Below are 18,708 nucleotides of genomic sequence, written 5' to 3' on the forward strand. Positions count from 1 at the left end.
GCAGCAGCAGCAGCAGCAACACAGAGAGGTGTTGGCGATGACGAAGACTTCCGCCCAGGTGGTGACCGGGCTGTACATCAACGGCGAGCCCCGGAGGACGCAGGAAACCCTGGCTGTCGCGGATCCTGCCAGGCCCGGGCAGGTGGCAGGCCACGCAGCGGCTGCAACCCCGGAGGACGTGGCAGACGCCGTCAGCGCCGCGAAGGCGGCCTTTCCCGCCTGGTCTGCGCTGTCCGCGCAGGAACGGGCGGAGCAGATGGCCGACGCGATTGCAGGCATAGCCGACCTGCGGGATGAGGACGCGGCCATCCTGTCCCGGGAGAACGGCAAGATCGTTATGGAGAGCTGGGTGGACGCCCTCGTTTTCGAGCTCCGCTGGCAGCTTGCCCTGTCCCTGGCCGATCAGGTGGACAGCGACGCGATCCTCGAACCGGCGCCGGGCATTCCCGTCACCACCACCGTGTCCTATCAGCCGCTGGGCGTGGTGACCGTGATTGTGCCCTTCAACTGGCCGGTCGCAATCCTCGGCGCATCCCTGCCCCACGCCCTGCTGGCGGGGAACACCGCCATCGTTAAACCGCCGCCCACCGCGCCGCTGGCAACCACCCGGATTGTGCAGCGCGTGGCCGAGAAACTGCCGCCGGGAGTGCTGAACGTCGTCACCGGCCGGGACAGCGACATGTCCGGCCTGATCCGGAACGACGACGTTGCCAAGGTCTGTTTCACCGGCAGCGTCAACGGCGGCAAACGGATTATGGAAATGGCCTCCGGGTCACTGACCCGGGTCACCCTCGAGCTCGGTGGAAACGATGCGGCCATCATCCTGGACGATGCACTGCTGGATGACACCCGGCTGGACCGGCTGCATGCCGCGGTCTTCGATACAACGGGCCAGATCTGCATGAACGCCAAGCGGATCTACGTTCACCGCTCCCGCATCGACGAACTGGTGCAGGGACTGTCCGCCCGGCTGGAAAACGCCGTCATCGGCTACGGCCTCGACGAAGGAACGACCATGGGGCCGCTGCATTCGCCGGCGCAGAAGGCCTTCGTGGAAGACCTGATCCAAGAGGCAGAGGCTGCCGGCGCCGAGGTCCGCCGGTTCGGCACCCTTCCCGGGGATCCGGACCTGCGGGACGGCAACTTCCTGCGCCCGGCGCTGGTCCTTGATCCGCCGCCGGAACTGCGCGTGGTCACCGAGGAGCAGTTCGGGCCCGTGATTCCAATCATTCCGTTTGATTCCGAAGACGAAGCCGTTACCTGGGCGAACGACAGCTGGGCGGGGCTCTGCGGCTCGGTCTGGACCGAGGATCCGGCAAGGGCCAACGCAGTCGGTTCGCGCCTGGCCTGCGGCTACGTGTGGGTCAACGACCACGGAGCAACCCGTCTGGACCTTCGCGCCCCGTTCGGCGGCATGAAGCAGTCCGGTATGGGCCGTGAACAGGGAATCCAAGGCGTCCGGGCTTTCCAGGACACCCGATCCATTGCCCACCTTGACGAAGTTGCAGCCGCGGCTGCCCACTGAGGCCCACGAAAGGAACCGAATATGTCCCCGAATTCCCTGCAGGAGGTTCTGGACGCGTCCGGAAACGCCGTGGATTACCTGCGCAATGTGCAGGTGGGCGCCTACGTTTACCCGGTCGTCGCTGCCGAGTTCACCAACTGGCGCAACGAGGTCCGGTCCTGGCGCGAATCGGCAGTGCTGTTTGACCAGTCCCACCACATGGACAACCTGAGCATCTCCGGGCCCGGAGCCCTGCAGCTGATGTCCGATACCGCCATCAACTCGATGGCGAACTTTCCCGTCGGCCGGGCCAAGCAATATGTTCCGGTCACCCCCTACGGGCACGTCATCGGGGACGGAATCCTGTTTCGGGAAGATGAGACTGAATTCGTCTTTGTCGGCCGCTCGCCTGCCGTGAACTGGCTGCTCTACAACGCGGAGCAAGGCGGATTCGACGTCGAGCTGAAGACCGACCGGCGCTCGCCGTCACGCCCCATGGGCAAACCCGTATTCCGGGACTACTGGCGGCTGCAGATCCAGGGACCCCGCGCCTGGGACGTCATCGAGAAAGTCAACGGCGGCCCGCTGGAGCAGCTGAAATTCTTCAGCATGTCCCATATGAACGTGGGCGGAACCCGGGTACGGACCCTGCGCCACGGCATGGCGGGAGCGCCCGGCCTGGAACTCTGGGGTCCGTACGAGGACTACGACCGGATCCGGGACACCATCCTCAGCGCCGGCGCGGAGTTCGGGCTTGAACCTGCCGGCGCGCGCGCCTACTCCTGCAACACCCTCGAATCCGGGTGGATCCCGTCACCCCTGCCCGGCATTTACAGCGGGGAGCAGCTGGCAGGCTACCGCCGCTGGCTGGGCGCCGACAGCTTCGAAGCTCACTCCGCCGTGGCCGGGTCCTATGTGCCGGACTCAGTCGAGGGGTACTACACCACCCCCTGGGAACTGGGCTACGGCTCCTTCATCAAGTTCGATCACGACTTCATCGGCCGGGACGCGCTGGAGGCCATGGACCCGCAGGCCCAGCGCCGGAAGGTCACGCTGGCCTGGGACGGCGACGACGTGGCAACCATCCACGCCTCGATGTACCAACAAGAGGAACTGCCCTACAAGTTCTTCGACCTGCCCAATGCCAACTACGGTGCCTCGAATTTCGACACGGTTCTGGACGACTCGGGCCGGGTGGTGGGCATTTCCATGTTCACCGGTTACAGCTGGAATGAGAAGCGTCCGCTATCGCTGGCCGTGGTGGACCGGGACGTGGAGATCGGGTCGCGGCTGTCGGTGGTCTGGGGCGAACCGGACGGCGGGACCCGGAAATCGTCGGTGGAACCGCACCGGCAATACAACGTCGGCGTGGATGTCAGCCCGGTGCCGTACTCCGAAGTGGTCCGCCGAACGTACACGGACGGCGGCTGGCGGAAAGCGGCGAGGGTCTAGCCGGTACCGGTGCGACGGACAGCTGCGGTCCGGACTAGCCTGCCGGACGAGGACAGAAGCTGTCCGCAGCACCGTTCCACGCCGTCGTCGGCGGCCCTAGCGTGAAGGCCATGGACTGGAAAATTGAACTAGTGCCCGTGCCGGTGTCCGACGTCGACGCCTCCAAGAACTTCTACGTAAACCAGGTGGGTTTCAACGCCGACCACGACGAACGCATCGATGAAAGCCTGCGCTTTGTGCAGCTGACTCCGCCCGGGTCTGCCTGCTCGGTGGTGATCGGTCCCGGCACCACCGACATGGTCCCCGGTACCCAGCGCATCCAGGTGGTGGTTCCCAGCGCGGCCGATGCCCGGCAGCACCTCGTGGACCACGGCGTGGCCGCCAGCGAGATCACCCCGCTGGACTGGGGAACGTTCGTTTACTTCAGCGATCCGGATGGCAATCAGTGGTCGCTGCAGGAAATGCCGGAGATCCCGCCCACCCTGCCGTCACAGCTGTAGCGCAGGCCTGCCCGCTGTCCGGCAGGCGCTGACACCTGCCGCGCTTGACCTCAACCGCACTTGAGCTTGTTGACTTCGAGCAGCACATCCGGAATCAACATCCTCAAGGAGCATTACTTTGCAGGCCGAACACAAGGTCAACACCGGGCGCGGCCGCACCGGTTTCTGGTCCCGCCGTTACCTCCCGACCAATGTAGGGCTCTTTACCCTTGCCTTCCTGTTTGCCTTCGAATCCCTCGCCGTGGGCACGGTCATGCCGGTGGTTGCACGGGAGCTGGACGGGCTGTCCCTCTACGGCCTGGCCTTCGGTGCGCCGATGGCCACCGCCGTCGTCACCATTGCGCTGGCCGGCGGCTGGACCGACGCGCGGGGACCCGCCCCGGCGCTGCGGACCGGCGTCGTCCTGTTTTCCGTGGGCATTGTCGCCGCAGCACTGGCGCCGTCCATGGTGATGCTGGTCCTTGGCCGGTCGCTGCAGGGACTGGGGGCAGGACTGGCGGGAGTGGCAATGTACGTGGTCATTGCCCGCGCCTACCCGCAGTCCCTGCGGGCCAAGGCCTTCACCGTGCTCAGCAGCGGCTGGGTGTTTCCCGCGCTGGTGGGACCGGCCCTTGCCGGATGGCTGAATGACCTGCTGGGGTGGCGGTCGGTTTTCGGAGTGGCGCCGCTGTTCGCCGTGGCCGCCTACGCAGGCCTGGCGCCGGTGCTCCGGAAGCTGCCGGGGAGTAAAGCCTGGCGTCCGGATTATGTGCGCACTGCATGGGCAGTCCTTGCGGCCGGGGGCGTGCTTGGCATCGGGCTGACCGGAGGTGACGCCACGGGATGGGCACTGCTGCCGGCTGCAGCCTGTGCCGCCCTGGTGCTCCTGTCCGGCCCGCGGCTGCTGCCGCGACGGACCTGGACCCTGGGCCGCGGCTTGCCGGCAACCATCCTGCTGCGCGGTTTCATCGGAGCTGCCTTTATCGGGGCGGAGGCCTATCTGCCCCTGGCACTGTCCGTGCACCGGGGGTTCACGCCTACGCAGGCCGGGCTGCTGCTGACCGTCTCGGCAGTGGCCTGGTTCGCCGGATCGCTGGCCGCGGCCAATCTGGCGGTCCTGGCGAACAAGGTGGCGAGGGTCCGTTTGGGGGCACTCTTCCTGGCCGTAGGCATCGGTGCGGCGGCATGGAGCGTGGATCCCCAGGTGAGTATCCTGCTGCCCGTGCTGGGCTGGGCAGTTGCGGGTGCCGGCATCGGGATGGCGTTTCCCACCCTGTCGGTACTGATGCTGGACTTTTCCGCCGAGGGGGAGGAAGGCACCAACAGTTCTTCCCTGCAGGTCAACGACAACCTGGTGCAGTCGCTGTGGCTGGCTCTGGGCACCGTGGCTTTTGCCCTGATGCTGCCGGTGGCGCCGCTGGGTGCGTTCATCGGCGCCTTTGCCAGCGCCGCGGGCCTGGCCGCCGCGGCGCTGGCCCTTTCGGGGCGGCTGGCATCGCCCCGGTCCGCGCGGTCCTAGAGCTCGGCGGCTACGGCGTTCAGGAGCTCGGCCAGGTCCGCTTTGCCCTGGCCCCAGTCCATCAATGTGGTGGGAACCGCCGGTGTACTCGTGGCCACCACGCGCGTGGTGCCGGCGTCGACCGGTTCAAAGGAGAGCACAATGTTGGATCCGTAGGACTTCCAGGTCATTCCGACCGAAAACTCGGCCCGTTCCTGCCACACCCCGGTGAGGGTCATCTTGGGTAACCGGTGTGCGGCCCGCTCGACGGCGGGCGGCAGGGCAGCCACAGGTGCGGAGATCACCAGTTCGCCCCGGCCGCGGGCGCGCTTGGAGGTTATGTCGAGACTGATTGTTTTTGCATTCCCCATGTTCGTCATGCAACAGAGAATAGCGCAGCGGTGATTGCCCTGCGGGAGGCCGGGAGGGAGGGTGCTGGGGACCGATCGCGAACTTCACCCGCAGCAGGCATATCAATCGACGGAGTTATATTGAAAGATGGTTCCACCCGAGGATGTGCAGCGCCGCACTTCCGCTGAAAGGCAGCCATGAAGATTGCTTTGTTCGCCACCTGCATTGTGGACGCCATGTATCCATCCACGGCCCGTGCCACGGTCTCCATCCTGGAACGGCTGGGGCACGACGTCGTGTTCCCGGCCGGCCAGGCCTGCTGCGGGCAGATGCACCTCAACTCCGGGTACTTCCCGGAAGCGGTGCCCGTGGTCCGCAACCACGTGGAGGCTTTTGAGGCAGAGGAGTACGACGTCGCCGTGGCGCCGTCGGGCTCCTGCGTTGCCTCGGTGAAACACCAGCACGCAATGCTGGCCCGATCCGTGGGCGATCCGGACCTCGAATCCCGGGCCGCCGCCGTCGGCGCACGGACCTACGAACTCTCCGCCCTGCTGACCGATGTCCTGGGCGTGACGGACGCCGCCGCGCAGCTGGGCTCCTGGTATCCGCACCGGATCACCTACCACCCCAGCTGCCACGGCATGCGGCTGCTGCGGCTGGGGGACCGGCAGGCGAACCTGCTGCGCACAGTGGAAGGCCTGGAACTGGAACCGCTGCCCGAAGCGGACCAATGCTGCGGCTTCGGCGGAACGTTCTCGCTCAAGAACGCGGACGTCTCCGCGGCCATGCTGGCGGACAAAAACGCGAACATCGCTGCCACCGGCGCGGAACTCTGTACCGGCGGCGACGCCTCCTGCCTCATGCACATCGGCGGGGGCCTCTCCCGCGAAGGCAGCAGCATCACAACCCTGCACTTCGCGGAGATCCTCGCCAGCACGCACGACCACCCGGCACCGCCGCCGGGTGCCGGGCAGGACAGGGCCCGGAGCACCGCTCGCCTCACGGGAAAGGCCGGACAATGAGTTCCACGTATCTGGGCATGCCGGCGGTTCCGGTTTTCGGCAGCGGCAACCTGCACACCACTGAGCCCTTTCCGGTCGCAGCGCGGCGGGAACTGGACAACGCGCAGCTGCGTGCCAACCTCGGCCACGCCACCCACACCATCCGGGACAAGCGGCTGCGCGTGGTGGCCGAACTGCCGGACTGGGAGGAACTGCGCGAAGCCGGCAGTGCCACTAAGGCCGCTGTCATGGCGCGGCTGCCCGAACTGCTTGAGCAGTTCGAGGGGAACTTCACCGCACGCGGCGGCGTCATCCACTGGGCGCGGGACGCCGCGGAAGCCAACGAAATAGTGCGGGACCTGATCCGCGACGCCGGCGCGGACGAAGTGGTCAAGGTCAAATCCATGGCCACCCAGGAAATAGGCCTCAACGAATACCTCGAAGAGCACGGCATTTCCGCGTTCGAAACCGATCTGGCGGAGCTGATTGTCCAGCTGGACCATGACAAGCCCAGCCACATCCTGGTGCCGGCCATCCACAAGAACCGCAGCCAGATCCGGGACATCTTCCTGCGCGAGATGCCGGATGTTGATCCGGAACTCACCGACACCCCGGCCCGGCTGGCCGAAGCGGCGCGGCTGCACCTGCGCCGGAAGTTCCTTTCCGCGAAGGTGGCCATCTCCGGCGCGAACTTTGCCCTGGCCGATACGGGCACGCTCGCCGTCGTCGAATCCGAAGGCAACGGCCGGATGTGCCTGACCCTGCCGGAAACGCTGATCACCGTGATGGGGGTGGAGAAGCTGCTGCCCTCGTGGACGGACCTGGAGGTGTTTATGCAGCTGCTGCCCCGTTCCTCCACGGGGGAGCGGATGAACCCCTACACCTCCCTCTGGACCGGAGTCACGGCAGGCGACGGGCCGCAGAATGTGCATCTGGTGCTGCTGGACAACGGGCGCAGCGCGGCGCTCGCGGATGAGCGAGGGCGTTCTGCCCTGCATTGCATCCGCTGCAGCGCCTGCATGAACGTCTGCCCGGTGTACGAGCGCACCGGCGGGCACGCCTACGGCTCCACCTACCCCGGACCTATCGGGGCGATCCTTTCGCCGCTGCTGACCGGGATCACCTCCGAAGAGAACGCGTCGCTGCCGTACGCCTCCTCGCTCTGCGGCGCCTGCTACGACGCGTGTCCGGTGAAGATCAACATTCCGGAAATCCTGGTGCACCTGCGCTCCGAGGATGTTCAGAGCCGCCGCGGGACGAAGAAGGTGCCGGGGCAGATGGACGTTGCCATGAAGGCAGCGTCCTGGATGATGGGCTCGGGGCGGCGGATGGCCCTGGTGGAGAAGGCCCTGCCGTTGGGAAAGCTGGCGGCCGGACCGGATAGGAAAATCAAGAAGCTTCCCGGCCTCGCAGCCGGGTGGACCAGGAGCCGCGACATTCCGGCTCCGCCTGCGCAGTCCTTCCGGGACTGGTGGGCCAAAGAGCACGAAGACACTGCGTCGAAAGAGCAAGCATGAGCGCCCGTACGGAAATCCTGGACCGGCTGCGGTCCGCCCTCCACGATGCCCCGGAAGCACCGGAAATCCCACGGAAGTACCGGCACAACTCCGGCATGAACGAGGACGAACTCATCGAACTGCTCAGCGACCGGCTGTTGGATTACAAGGCCGGCGTCAGCGTGGTGGATGAGGCATCCGTGCCCGCCCGGGTGGCCGAATTGCTCGCAGGGGAGACTTCCTATGTGGTTCCCGCGGGACTCGATGAACGCTGGACGGCGCTGGCCCCGGGACGGGTGGTGGATTCACCGGAGGAGCCGCTGAGCGTGGAGGAGCTGGACGGCATTGACGCGGTAGTGACCGGCTGCGCGGCGGCGGTGGCGGAAACCGGCACCATTATCCTGGACGGCAGCCCGGGGCAGGGCCGGCGGGCGTGTTCACTGGTTCCGGACCACCACGTGTGCCTGGTCCGGGCCCGGGACATCGCGGGTGTGCTTCCCGAAGCGGTGCGGCGCCTGGACGTCACCCATCCGCTGACCTGGATCAGCGGTCCGAGTGCCACCAGCGACATCGAACTGCAGCGGGTGGAAGGCGTGCACGGGCCGCGGCGACTGGACGTGGTGATCATCCGGACCTGACCTTGCAGCCCGGCTAGGCGGCAAGCAGCCCCTTCGTGCGGGACAGGTCCTCCAGGAGGTCCTTGCCCCGGGAAATCACCTTCTGCGGCGGCTGCCCGGGCAGGGCGGATACGCCCGTCACGTCCGCCAGGAAGGCAACCGTCGAGTGCAGCGATTCCATCGCTTCGGGGCGGTGCAGCTGGAACTGATACTCGTGTCCCAGCCTTGGCTTGTACTCCTTTGGCCAGAACCTGCGGCGTACGGGCACCCCAAGGTCCTGGAGCCGGTCTGCCAGGGGCATCGACTGCTCCCGGGTCAGGTTGTCGCCGTTTCCACCGGAAATATAGGTGGGCGGAAAGCGGTGATCCACGTGTTTCGGGATGCACATGTGGTCTGCGGCAGGGGTGGCTGCCCAGTTCCTGGACCCAGTGTAGGCCCACAGGGCTTTCCGGAGTCCCCAGCCCACCGGCCCGGCCATGCGGGCCACGGATTCCAGATCGAAGACTCCGCAGTTCAACACGATTCCGCACAGCTGCCCGGGGCCCGCCGCCGGAATAACCCCTGTGTCCCGGGCGTACTCCGGGTTGGTGATGACCAAGGCCAGCTGTGCGGCCAGCTGAGCGCCGGCGGAATCGCCGGCCAGCACAATCCGGTCGGGATCCAACCCGTAACGGTCCGCGCGTTCGCGGATGAAGCCCAACGCAGTGTTGAGCTCTTTCACCGCGGTCGGATAGACGGCTTCGGGTGAGATCGAATACCCAACCCCCAATACGGCGTAACCGTATCCGGCGAGGACCTTGAGATACGGCGCCACATCTTCCTTGGAGCCGGAAATCCATGCACCGCCGTGGATCCACATCACCACCGGGAGCGGTTTCCGGGCCGGATCGTCGGGAAGGAACAGGTCAAGGGAGGGTTTGCCGGCGGACCCCAGATAACGCAGGTCCCGGTGTCTGGTCACTGTGAACCGGGGGATATGGGGAAGGACCTTCTTCACCGGGACCTTGCCTGCACCGGCGAAAACCCCGCGAATGAGCAGTGCAGCCGGCCGGGGACCCCGCTGCAGCACGGCAGCGGCACTGATACCGGCAGCGGCGACCGCCCCGGCCAGGAGCCCCGCCGCAGTAAGCGAGGAGAGCTTCATCCCCTTAAGTTAAATCCCCGGAATCCGGCCCCTTTCGGCGGGTTCCGCGCCATTGAGCGGCTCAGGGCCGGCAGCTGCGAGGAATCTCATGGCCGGTGGTGTTGGACGGCACTGCGGGGACGCGCTGTCCGGATTCCGGGCAGCGTGCCCAGGCGTGCCGGACGCTGCAGCGGGTTCCGTAAGGTCCCCGGCATCTGCAGCGCCCGGCGCGTCACTTCTCAGGCCGGGCTGTTCCCCGTCCGCCAGCCGCCCTTGTACTCCTTGCGGACCGTTTCGGAGAACGGCACCGGACTCACGGTTGCGCGCACATCAAGCTGCCGGTGCGGTTCCACCGTTGTCTTGGCGCTGCCGCCGTCGGGCTCGCCCCAGACCACCCGGAGTTCGGCACCCAGGGGCACCGACGGATCCACCGTTGCCAGCGAGAGGCCGCGGCGCTCGTTCGCCGAGTACCCGGTGAACATGGAGAGGCCCACTACGTTCCCGTCCGCATCGATGACCGAGTCGTAGTTGGAGGATCCGTAGTTGGCCAGCGGAAGGTCAAAGTGCTTGTAGGGTTCCTCCGTGCCCAACGGAGAGGCCAGGATCTTCCCCAGGTCTTCGGCGTTCCAATCCAGCGTCACTTTGCGGCGCTGTGCCGACGGGTCCATCTGTTCCAGGGCCTCCCGGCCAATGAAGTCGTGGTCGAACTTCACGAAGGACCCGTAGCCCAATTCCCACGGGGTCAGGTAGTAGTCCTCGATGTTCGGGCTGACAAAGCTGCCTGCAATGGCGTTGGAAGCTTCGTAGCTGTCCGCTCCCAGCCACTCCCTGTACGGCCGCAGCTCCTCACCCGTGTAGATGGCCGGCAGCGGAGAAGGGATCCAGCCGGACTCGAGCGTATTGGACGGATAGGCGCGGGCGCCGACGGCGGCCATCCCGTACTCCGCGCCGACGTCCATGATGGTGTCCCGCACTTTCTCGTAGGACCCGTAATCGCCCCAGATCTCCAGCCCCGGAGCTCCGGCCATGCCGTGGCGAAGCGTCCGAACCCGTTCGCCCGCAACCGTCATATGGTCCATGTTGAAGAATTTCAGCTGCTCCACCGAGGAGCCGTTCAGCTTCTCGATGATCTGCCAGGCATTGGGGCCCTGGATCTGGAACCGCCAGTAGCGTCGGGATACCGGACGGCCCATCGGCCGTGAGGGGGAACGCCGGTCGACCTGCACCTCGAGGTCATAGTCCCCGGTTTCTGCGTTGAACAGCAGCCAGTTTGCCGCAGGCGCGCGTCCCACGTAGATGTATTCGTCGTCGTCCTCGTGGAAGAGGATGCCGTCACCGATCACATGGCCTGACGGGCCGGTGGGAACATACTGTTTCGCCTTGTTGACCGGAAAATTCGCCACGCTGTTGACCGCGGTGTCGGAGATCAGTTTCAGGGCGTCCGGGCCCTTGATGAACAAGTTGTCCATATGGTGGGACTGGTCAAACAGCACGGCCGTCTCCCGCCAGGCCCGCTGTTCGCTGCGCCAGTTGCTGAACTCCGGCGCCACGACGGGATAGATGTACGCCCCGATCTGGGAATTACGGAGACGATCCACAACATTTCCGCTCGAATCCAGGACGTCCTGCAGATTCTTAGGTGCCACGTTGAACCTCTTCTTCGCTGGGATAATGGAACGCTTTTCTCCGCAAGCCGCGCCTCCGCCGGCGGACCACGGAATCCTCTTGCCGTCCCTCGCCCACCCGCGGAGAAGCAGCACGGATTGACCTGACCCTAGGGCCATCTTCGAGTGCTGTCGAGAGTCGCCACCCGGAGCCCCCGGCGGCAGGGTTCCCCGGCCCGCCGAATACCTCGCTGGCCGAGCAGGCTAAACACGGCTAGGGTGCAGCTACCGACAGGGCGGCCGGGACCTGGCTTGCCTCCGGCTAGTGAAAACTGGAGGGCACGATGAGGAAAACCGGTGTTGCTGCGGTCCTGGCAGCGGGCCTAATGGGCCTTACGGGATGCGGCGGAGGTTCGCCGTCGTCCGAGACCGAAAACGAAACCGGAGCCAGCGAGGACCTGGTGTCCATAGAAGTGGGGGTCATTCCCATTGTGGACGTGGCGCCGATCTACCTGGGGGTGGAGCAGGGATTCTTCGAGGACGAAGGCCTGGAACTGACCCTGACGCTTGCGCAGGGCGGCGCGGCGATTGTCCCGGCAGTCACCTCGGGACAGATGGCGTTCGGCTTCTCCAACGTAACCTCCATGATCGTGGGCAAGTCCAAGGGCCTGCCGCTCCAGATGGTGGCACCGGGCGCCAGCACCACCGGCGACGTCGATGCGGATTTCGCGTCGGTGATGACGCTTCCCGGCAGCGGGATCGAGGAGATCGAGGACCTGGCCGGCAAGCGGGTGGGCGTGAATACGCTGAACAACATTTCAGACTCCACCATTTCCGAAGCAGTGAAGCAGGCCGGCGGTGACTACGAGAGCATCGAGTTTGTCGAGATGCAGTTTCCCGACATGCCGGCCCAGCTCGACGGCGGCAACGTGGACGCGATTGCCGCAGTGGAACCCTTTGTGACCATCACCGAGGCGCAGGGCGCCGTTCCGGTGTTCTCGAACTACGCGGAGCCCATCAAGGACCTCACCGTGGCCGTTTATTTCACCTCGGACCAGTACGCGCAGGAGAACCCGGAGACCGTGGAGAAGTTTGTCCGTGCCATGACGGCTTCGCTGGAATATGCCGATCAGAATCCTGACGAGGTACGCGCCGTCCTGCCGAGCTACACCTCGCTGGAACCCGACGTCATCGAGGAGTTGACCCTGCCCAGGTACTACGGCGAGATCAACCAGGATTCGCTGGAGGAGGTCATGCGCATCTCGCTCGACCGCGGACTGATCGAGGAGGAACCTAATTTGGAAGAGCTCCTGCCGCGGTCCGGGTGAGTTCAGCGGCGGTACCCGTGTACCCAATCCGCCGTAGCCTTGATCCCGCCGAAGGTGTAGAAGTGCAGCCGGACATCACCGTGGACTGCGGGTGAAAGAGCCTCGGCCAGGTCCTGGATGAACCGGTCCGGGCCTGCCGTACCCAGCAGATTGGTCAGGGAAAACCCGTACTTGTGGGCGATCCCGGCCGAGGAGGAAACCCCGAACCGGCGGGCGTAACCGAGGAGGCGCTTCACGCCGGCGGGTCCGGGGACGCCGATCCGGACGGGTGCACTCACTCCGCGGCTGCGGAGTTCCTCCAGCCAGGCAAGGACAGGAGCCACGTCGAAGCCGAACTGCGTGGTGATCGAAGCGTCCAAACCGGTCTCGTCCAGCGCCTGGATCTTGTCTTCCAGGGCGGTCCAGAGGGTGTCGGTACCAATGTCCGGATGACCCTCGGGATAGCCGCTGATGCTCACTGCCCGGACACCGTGCCCGGGCAGCAGTCCGCTGCGGATCACGGACAATGCGTCCGGAAAGGGGCCGAGCGGGGACACCGGGTCTCCGCCGACCACAAAAAGCTCACGCGTTGCGTCCGCTTCCTCGAGTGCCACCAGGAACTTGCCGAGGTCTTCCCGGGATTCCAGCCGCCGCGCGGAAATATGCGGAACGGGAACGAATCCGCCGGCCCGGACGGCCGCAGCGGCGGCGACGCGCATCGGGAGGTCCTCATTACCCAGGAACGTGACGTTGATCCGCGTCCCCGAGGGAATGGAAGGCTGCGCTTCCTGGAGCGCGCCAATGTCCTTCCCGGTCATCTCAAGCGAAAAATCCGCGAGTAGCTGCGCGGGGGCGGAAGGCGTTTCAGCGGGGTCCGGAGTCATGCGCGTTACCCTAGCGACCGCGGAAACCGGTGTCCATGGTTCCGCTCCGGAGCCGGAACCATCCGGTTCGGAGGAAGACCCCGGAGAAGGACCCCGGAGGATGGCCGCGGAGCTACGGCAGCATCCACTCCAGGACGGGGGTGGACTGCAGATACACCAGGATGCACAGGGCGAGCAGCAGCAGCACGCTCCAGCCGATCACCTTGCGAAGCAGCACCGATTCCTGCCCGCTCATATTCACGGCGGCAGCCCCGATGGCCAGGTTCTGCGGGCTGATCAGCTTCCCCATGACTCCGCCGCCGGTATTGGCGGCGACCATCAGCTGCGGATCCAGGCCGGCTTCAATTCCGGCTGTCTGCTGCAGCTTGGCAAAAAGCGCATTCGCGGAGGTATCCGAACCGGTAACCGCCGTGCCGATCCAGCCGAGCACGGGGGAGAGGAAGGCAAAGAAGCCGCCGGTCGCCGCGAGCCACGTGCCGATCGATACCGTCTGTCCGGAAAAGTTCATCACGTACGCCAGGGCCAGCACGCCAAGGATGGTCAGCGCGGCGGAACGCATCCGCACCGCCGTCGTCCAGATTTCCCGCACCGCCGCTCCCATGGTCAGCGGATACCGGCCGTTTTCATTGAAGCGCGAGTAGACCAGGGCGACTATCAGGCCCGTGATCAGCAGCAGCGTACCCGGACTGATCAGCCATTCGAAGGAATAGATCGTGGAGGACTGGGTCTGGCCGTTGCTGTCCAGCAGGGCTTCGTGCAGCACCGGCCAGGGGATCTCGATGTTGGTCTTCGCGAGTGCTTCGGGCACGTCGATGCCCAGCGTCCAGAGGTTCACAAAGCCGAAAATGACAATGACCGCCACATACGGGAACAGGGCCATCCACGCCCGGGACGGGGTTAACCGGTCCTCGGCGGTGTCATCCGCCGCGGTCAGCACGTCCGACGCCGCGCCGGTCCCCGAGGGCGTCCATCCATCGGCCCGTGCCTCGGCCAGTTCCGCCTTCATCCGCTGGCCCGCCTCCGCTCCGTTGCGCGGATGCCAGACGCGCAGGAACCCCACGGCGGCCAGCATGGCCACGAGGGAGGCCACGATATCGGTGAGCTCGTAGGAGAAATAGTTCGAGCAAAGGAACTGGAAGATGGAGAAAACGACGCCGGTGAACAGGGCTACGGGCCAGCAGTCCCGGAGGCCGCGGCGGCCGTCCAGGATGAACAGCAGGATCAGCGGGACAAACAGTGCCAGCACCGGTGTCTGCCGGCCCACCACGGCACCGATCTCGTCGCCGGTGTAGTTGGTCAGATTGGCGGCGGTGGTGATGGGGATGGCCAAGGCGCCGAAGGCCACCGGGGCGGTGTTGGCCACCAGCACCGCCGTGGCTGCACGGATCGGGGCGATGCCCAGGGCCAGCAGCATGGTCACGGTAATGGCCACCGGGGCGCCGAACCCGGCCAGGGCTTCCAGGAGTCCGCCGAAGCAGAAGGCCACCAGGATGGCCTGCACCCGCAGGTCCCCGCCGCCGATCGCGTCGAAGACCCTTCTCAGGTCCTCGAACCGGCCGCTGAGAACCGTCACCTGGTAAAGCCAGACGGCCATCACAATGATCCAGACCACCGGGAACAACCCGAAAGCCGCCCCCTGCGTGGCGGAGAGCAGGGCGAGCCCAAGAGGCATGCCGAAACCGAAGACGCCGACGGCGAGGGCCACCAGCAGTGCCCACGCTCCGGCCACGTACGCCCGCGTCTTGGCGAAGGCCAGCAGGAAGAAAAAGGTCAGCAGCGGAAGCAGCGCCACGAGGGCGGAGAGGGCAACGCTGTTGAGCACGGGATCGGTGCTGGGAGTAAAGCTGTCCATAGGGGCCTCCGCGTCGAGCCGGAAGCGGGGCTCAACGGATGGAGCTTCCCGGCCGAACCGGAACACCGGTCAAACCTGGGAAGCGCTGGATCAAGCGTTCCTCCAAGCCTAAGGCCGGGTTCCCGGCTGGTAACCCCCGGAAGGCATCCGCAGCCCTGTACCGGAGAGGAAGTGTCCTTCCGGGCCGCTTCAGCCGGCCGAAACCCCGGCCGCGGCGCGTTCGCGGTGGTGGCGGACGTAACCGGTCACGGCCACCGTTATCGAGATGACGGCAGAGACGGTCAACCCCAGCCAGAGCCCGACCTGCAGGGCAGCAGCGCCGGCCACCGCCCCAAGCAGAATCAGGGCAATTGCGAGGGCACGGCGAACCCAGTGCTTGCTGTCCCCGCCGGCCAGCCGCGAATCCGAGGCGAGCCCGGTGATGGTTGAGGTCACCACCACTGTCGTTATCTCAGCGACCTTCAACCGCTTGGCGGTGGAGGCCTGGATCCCCATGGAGACGGCGAGAGCCGACGTCGTGATGCTGCCCAAAAGCGAACTGGCCTGCACGTCCACCACGGCCGTGAGGACGGCCAGTGCGGTAATGACACCGGCGACCACCATCAGTGACAGAGTGGTCCGCCCGGACCAGCCCTCCGGCTCCCTGCGCAGCATCCGTCCGGCCAGGGCCGCACCCAGCATAAAGAAGACCAGCGCCAGGACAGGGCGCAGGATCGGCAGATCGGCACCGCCGGCAAAGGCCATGCCCAGGAGCACCACGTTGCCCGTCATGTTTCCGGTGAAGACCCGGTCAAGGCCCAGGTAACCGACGGCGTCGACCACCCCCGTGGAGAAGGTCAGGGCCAGCATCAGCCATAAATGCACCCGTTCGGTTGGTACGGCGTTCAATCGTTTCACTGGCGGAATGTCTCCTTAGGCAGCCGTCCGTATACGAACGGGTGGCGGAATGTCCGATTGTATTCAAAATTGCGCCAGATGATGCAAGGATTCCCCTACCTCCGTCGTCTGCTGAAAGCTGCCGCCTTGTCCTACACAGCGCCTGCTCCCTTCACCACCCGTCCCACCCTGCAGGGCACCTTCGGCATGACTGCCTCGACGCATTGGCTTGCAACGGCCTCGGCGCAGGCCGTGCTTGAGCGCGGTGGAAACGCCTTCGACGCCGCGGTAGCGGGCGCCTTTGTGCTGCATGTCGTGGAACCGCACCTCAACGGTCCGGGCGGGGACATGACCGGCGTTTTCGCGACGGCGGAGAACCCCGGCGAACCGATGGTGCTGATGGGCCAGGGACCGGCTCCCGCCGCAGCCACCCGGGAGCACTACCTCGCCGAAGGCCTGGAACTGGTCCCGGGCGCCGGTGCCCTCGCCGCGGCCGTTCCCGCCGCCGTCGACGCGTGGTTGTTGCTGCTGCGGGAGCACGGCACCTGGGAACTTGCCGACGTCCTGGCCTTCGCGGTGGATTATGCCCGCAGCGGCCACCCTGTCCTGGGCCGCGTCGGCGCCACCATCGAGTCCGTGGCGGAGCTGTTCACCGAGCACTGGCCCACCTCGGCCGCGCAGTGGATGCCCGAAGGGCGTGTGCCGCGGGAGGGAGACCTCATCCGCAACGAGGCCTATGCCAAGGTGCTGGACCGCCTGGTGGAGGCCGGCTCCGGCGCGGGCAGCCGGGCTGAACGGATCGATGCCGCCCGGCGCGAATGGCGCGAAGGCTTCGTGGCGCGCGCTGCCGCCGATTTCACGGCCGCACCGCACCGGCACTCATCGGGCACAGACCATGCCGGCGTTATTACCGCCGCAGACTTCGCGGCCTTCGAAGCGGGATTTGAACCTGCTGTCACCTTCGACTTCCGCGGCCACACCATTGCCAAAACCGGGGCCTGGGGGCAGGGACCGGCATTGCTGCAGACCCTGGCCATCCTCGCCGGCTTCGATGATGAGCGGCTGGACCCGTCCACCGCGCTGGGCGCCCACACCATTCTGGAGGCCCAGAAGCTGGCGATCGCGGACCGCGAGGCGTACTACGGTGACGCGCAGGTTCCCCTCGACTACCTGCTGGGCGAGGAATATGCCGCGGAACGCCGCGCGCTCATCACAGACCGCGCTTCCCGCGATTTCCGACCCGGCACGGTGCCCGGGCACACGCCGTTTGTGCCGCCGCTGCGCACCGACTACCTGCCGCCCGCCCTGGCCGGTGCGGGCGGAGCCGGTTTTGCCGGCGTCGGCGAACCGACAGTGATGCCCACCGGCGAGACCCGCGGGGATACCTGCCACATCGACGTCGTCGACCGGTGGGGGAACATGGTTTCCGCCACCCCGTCGGGAGGCTGGCTGCAGTCCTCGCCGACCATCCCGGAACTGGGTTTCTGCCTGGGCTCCCGGCTGCAGATGACCTGGCTGGAAGAGGGCGCGCCGTCCACCCTGGCGCCGGGGAAACGGCCCCGCACCACCCTGACCCCCACGCTGGTGCTGAAGGACGGCGAACCGGTGGTTGCCCTGGGTTCGCCCGGCGGGGACCAGCAGGACCAGTGGCAGCTGCTGTACCTGCTGCGCACCATCGTCGGCGGGTACACCCCGCAGCAGGCCATCGACGCCCCCGCCCTGCACACCACGTCCATTCCCGGTTCGTTCTGGCCACGCACCTGGACACCCGGCGGCGCAGTGGTCGAAGACCGGCTGGGGGAGGACGTGATAGCCGAGCTCGAATCCCGGGGCCACGTGGTGACCCGGGCCGGGGACTGGGCGCTGGGGCGGTTGTCCTCGGTGGTCCGCGCGCCTGATTCGGGCCTCCTGCAGGCAGCCGCGAATCCGCGGGGAGCGCAGGGGTATGCAGCCGGGCGCTGACGGCACCTCGCGCGTCCGGGACACCCTCCGGCAGGACATCATCTTCGGCCGCCTTAACCCCGGTACGCGCATCACGGAAGCGGCCCTGGCGGCGAAGTACGGCATGTCCCGGGTCCCGGTGCGTGAGGCGCTGCGGGCGCTGGAAGCCGAGGGATTCGTGGAATCGCGGCCCTACGCCGGATCAACGGTTTCAGCCATACCGGTGGAGGAGGCGGATGACCTTTTCGCAGTGCGCGCGGTGGTGGAAGCTGCGACCGCGCGCCGGGCCGCTGAGCGGGCTGCCCGCCAGCTCAGCGCCGGTGCACCGGATGAAACGTGGTGGGACGCGCGGCGCGGCATGGCCCGGATCCTCGACGCCGGCGATGCGGCCGTTGCCGCCGGACGCCTTGACCTGCTGCCGGACCTGAACGTGCGGTTCCACCTCGGTGTCGCGGCGCTCGCGGACAGCCGGTCCCTGACGGCGCTGCTGCGCCAGCTCGCCGGCAAGATCGAATGGCTCTACGCGGCCGACGTCGGCTCCCGCGGCAAGGACTCCTGGAGCGAGCACCGCCGGATCATGGCCGCCGTCGACGCCGGTTCCGCAGCCCGGGCTGCGGAGCTGATGGAAGCGCACATCCAGGCATCCCGTGCCGGTTACCTGAGCCGCTTCCGTCCCGCCCCGGACTGACGCCGGCTTCCCCCTTCCGCATGGGGGATGGGAGC

At 66.6% G+C, this 18,708-nt stretch carries 16 protein-coding genes; 10 read left to right on the top strand and 6 right to left on the bottom strand.

Going from position 1 to position 18,708, the window contains the following annotated elements:
• The first annotated feature begins 37 nt into the window (after positions 1 to 37).
• The 4 genes from N2L00_RS03580 to N2L00_RS03595 all read left to right on the top strand — a co-directional run bounded on the left by N2L00_RS03580 (position 38) and on the right by N2L00_RS03595 (position 4,954).
• Positions 38 to 1,525 (top strand): aldehyde dehydrogenase family protein, encoded by a 1,488-nt coding sequence (locus N2L00_RS03580; RefSeq protein WP_255863538.1) that lies wholly within the window; start codon positions 38 to 40, stop codon positions 1,523 to 1,525.
• Positions 1,526 to 1,546: 21 nt separating this feature from the next.
• The gene (locus N2L00_RS03585) at positions 1,547 to 2,956 is read left to right on the top strand and encodes an aminomethyl transferase family protein (protein WP_255863537.1); all 1,410 of its coding nucleotides are present in this window, start codon (positions 1,547 to 1,549) and stop codon (positions 2,954 to 2,956) included.
• A 110-nt stretch (positions 2,957 to 3,066) separates the two neighbouring features.
• Positions 3,067 to 3,456: a VOC family protein gene (locus N2L00_RS03590; protein ID WP_255766868.1), complete on the top strand. Its 390-nt coding sequence runs from the start codon at positions 3,067 to 3,069 to the stop codon at positions 3,454 to 3,456.
• Positions 3,457 to 3,574: 118 nt separating this feature from the next.
• Complete coding sequence (locus N2L00_RS03595; protein WP_255863536.1) at positions 3,575 to 4,954, top strand: MFS transporter; 1,380 nt, start codon at positions 3,575 to 3,577, stop codon at positions 4,952 to 4,954.
• On the opposite strand, the gene N2L00_RS03600 is transcribed toward N2L00_RS03595, so the two are convergent.
• Positions 4,951 to 5,313, bottom strand: coding sequence for a hypothetical protein (locus tag N2L00_RS03600; protein WP_255863535.1), 363 nt, complete (start codon positions 5,311 to 5,313; stop codon positions 4,951 to 4,953). The genes N2L00_RS03595 and N2L00_RS03600 overlap by 4 nt on opposite strands.
• Before the next feature lie 168 nt (positions 5,314 to 5,481).
• Here N2L00_RS03600 and N2L00_RS03605 point away from each other — a divergent pair, with 168 nt between their 5' ends.
• From N2L00_RS03605 to N2L00_RS03615, 3 genes are read left to right on the top strand one after another with little or no spacing between them, the layout of a single operon-like run.
• Positions 5,482 to 6,306: a (Fe-S)-binding protein gene (locus N2L00_RS03605; protein ID WP_255863534.1), complete on the top strand. Its 825-nt coding sequence runs from the start codon at positions 5,482 to 5,484 to the stop codon at positions 6,304 to 6,306.
• The gene (locus N2L00_RS03610) at positions 6,303 to 7,802 is read left to right on the top strand and encodes a LutB/LldF family L-lactate oxidation iron-sulfur protein (protein WP_255863533.1); all 1,500 of its coding nucleotides are present in this window, start codon (positions 6,303 to 6,305) and stop codon (positions 7,800 to 7,802) included. Before N2L00_RS03605 ends, N2L00_RS03610 begins: the two co-directional genes overlap by 4 nt.
• Positions 7,799 to 8,419, top strand: coding sequence for a lactate utilization protein C (locus tag N2L00_RS03615; protein ID WP_255863532.1), 621 nt, complete (start codon positions 7,799 to 7,801; stop codon positions 8,417 to 8,419). Before N2L00_RS03610 ends, N2L00_RS03615 begins: the two co-directional genes overlap by 4 nt.
• Before the next feature lie 13 nt (positions 8,420 to 8,432).
• On the opposite strand, the gene N2L00_RS03620 is transcribed toward N2L00_RS03615, so the two are convergent.
• Together N2L00_RS03620 and N2L00_RS03625 are read right to left on the bottom strand one after the other, a co-directional pair.
• The gene (locus N2L00_RS03620) at positions 8,433 to 9,542 is read right to left on the bottom strand and encodes an alpha/beta hydrolase (RefSeq protein ID WP_255863531.1); all 1,110 of its coding nucleotides are present in this window, start codon (positions 9,540 to 9,542) and stop codon (positions 8,433 to 8,435) included.
• A gap of 218 nt (positions 9,543 to 9,760) precedes the next feature.
• Complete coding sequence (locus tag N2L00_RS03625; RefSeq protein ID WP_255863530.1) at positions 9,761 to 11,167, bottom strand: aminomethyl transferase family protein; 1,407 nt, start codon at positions 11,165 to 11,167, stop codon at positions 9,761 to 9,763.
• 302 nt (positions 11,168 to 11,469) lie between these two features.
• Between N2L00_RS03625 and N2L00_RS03630 the strand changes: the two genes are divergently transcribed.
• Positions 11,470 to 12,453 (top strand): ABC transporter substrate-binding protein, encoded by a 984-nt coding sequence (locus N2L00_RS03630; protein ID WP_255863529.1) that lies wholly within the window; start codon positions 11,470 to 11,472, stop codon positions 12,451 to 12,453.
• Between the two features lie 2 nt (positions 12,454 to 12,455).
• On the opposite strand, the gene N2L00_RS03635 is transcribed toward N2L00_RS03630, so the two are convergent.
• From N2L00_RS03635 to N2L00_RS03645, 3 genes are all read right to left on the bottom strand, one after another.
• On the bottom strand, positions 12,456 to 13,316 hold the full coding sequence (locus N2L00_RS03635; protein ID WP_255863528.1) for a methylenetetrahydrofolate reductase: 861 nt from the start codon (positions 13,314 to 13,316) through the stop codon (positions 12,456 to 12,458).
• 112 nt (positions 13,317 to 13,428) lie between these two features.
• A complete protein-coding gene (locus tag N2L00_RS03640; protein WP_255863527.1) occupies positions 13,429 to 15,168 on the bottom strand; it encodes an L-lactate permease in 1,740 nt (579 codons plus the stop codon).
• Positions 15,169 to 15,357: 189 nt separating this feature from the next.
• Complete coding sequence (locus tag N2L00_RS03645) at positions 15,358 to 16,065, bottom strand: YoaK family protein (RefSeq protein ID WP_255766880.1); 708 nt, start codon at positions 16,063 to 16,065, stop codon at positions 15,358 to 15,360.
• Between the two features lie 186 nt (positions 16,066 to 16,251).
• On the opposite strand from N2L00_RS03645, the gene N2L00_RS03650 reads away from it, so the two are divergent.
• Both N2L00_RS03650 and N2L00_RS03655 read left to right on the top strand, forming a co-directional pair.
• Positions 16,252 to 18,006 (top strand): gamma-glutamyltransferase family protein, encoded by a 1,755-nt coding sequence (locus N2L00_RS03650; protein ID WP_374676620.1) that lies wholly within the window; start codon positions 16,252 to 16,254, stop codon positions 18,004 to 18,006.
• Entirely contained in the window at positions 17,990 to 18,673 is a 684-nt protein-coding gene (locus N2L00_RS03655) for a GntR family transcriptional regulator (RefSeq protein ID WP_255863526.1), read from the top strand. The genes N2L00_RS03650 and N2L00_RS03655 overlap by 17 nt, the downstream gene beginning before the upstream one ends.
• Positions 18,674 to 18,708: the final 35 nt, after the last annotated feature.

This window comes from Arthrobacter sp. zg-Y1171 (assembly GCF_025244845.1).
Classification (GTDB): Bacteria; Actinomycetota; Actinomycetes; order Actinomycetales; family Micrococcaceae; genus Arthrobacter_B.

Excerpts from the sequence above, each read along its gene's own strand:
- N2L00_RS03650 (WP_374676620.1), top strand. The coding sequence starts at position 16,252 with ATGACTGCCTCGACGCATTGGCTTGCAACGGCCTCGGCGCAGGCCGTG.
- N2L00_RS03605 (WP_255863534.1), top strand. The coding sequence starts at position 5,482 with ATGAAGATTGCTTTGTTCGCCACCTGCATTGTGGACGCCATGTATCCA.
- N2L00_RS03590 (WP_255766868.1), top strand. The coding sequence starts at position 3,067 with ATGGACTGGAAAATTGAACTAGTGCCCGTGCCGGTGTCCGACGTCGAC.
- N2L00_RS03580 (WP_255863538.1), top strand. The coding sequence starts at position 38 with ATGACGAAGACTTCCGCCCAGGTGGTGACCGGGCTGTACATCAACGGC.
- N2L00_RS03620 (WP_255863531.1), bottom strand. The coding sequence starts at position 9,542 with ATGAAGCTCTCCTCGCTTACTGCGGCGGGGCTCCTGGCCGGGGCGGTC.
- N2L00_RS03585 (WP_255863537.1), top strand. The coding sequence starts at position 1,547 with ATGTCCCCGAATTCCCTGCAGGAGGTTCTGGACGCGTCCGGAAACGCC.
- N2L00_RS03600 (WP_255863535.1), bottom strand. The coding sequence starts at position 5,313 with ATGACGAACATGGGGAATGCAAAAACAATCAGTCTCGACATAACCTCC.
- N2L00_RS03610 (WP_255863533.1), top strand. The coding sequence starts at position 6,303 with ATGAGTTCCACGTATCTGGGCATGCCGGCGGTTCCGGTTTTCGGCAGC.
- N2L00_RS03615 (WP_255863532.1), top strand. The coding sequence starts at position 7,799 with ATGAGCGCCCGTACGGAAATCCTGGACCGGCTGCGGTCCGCCCTCCAC.
- N2L00_RS03630 (WP_255863529.1), top strand. The coding sequence starts at position 11,470 with ATGAGGAAAACCGGTGTTGCTGCGGTCCTGGCAGCGGGCCTAATGGGC.
- N2L00_RS03655 (WP_255863526.1), top strand. The coding sequence starts at position 17,990 with ATGCAGCCGGGCGCTGACGGCACCTCGCGCGTCCGGGACACCCTCCGG.
- N2L00_RS03635 (WP_255863528.1), bottom strand. The coding sequence starts at position 13,316 with ATGACTCCGGACCCCGCTGAAACGCCTTCCGCCCCCGCGCAGCTACTC.
- N2L00_RS03640 (WP_255863527.1), bottom strand. The coding sequence starts at position 15,168 with ATGGACAGCTTTACTCCCAGCACCGATCCCGTGCTCAACAGCGTTGCC.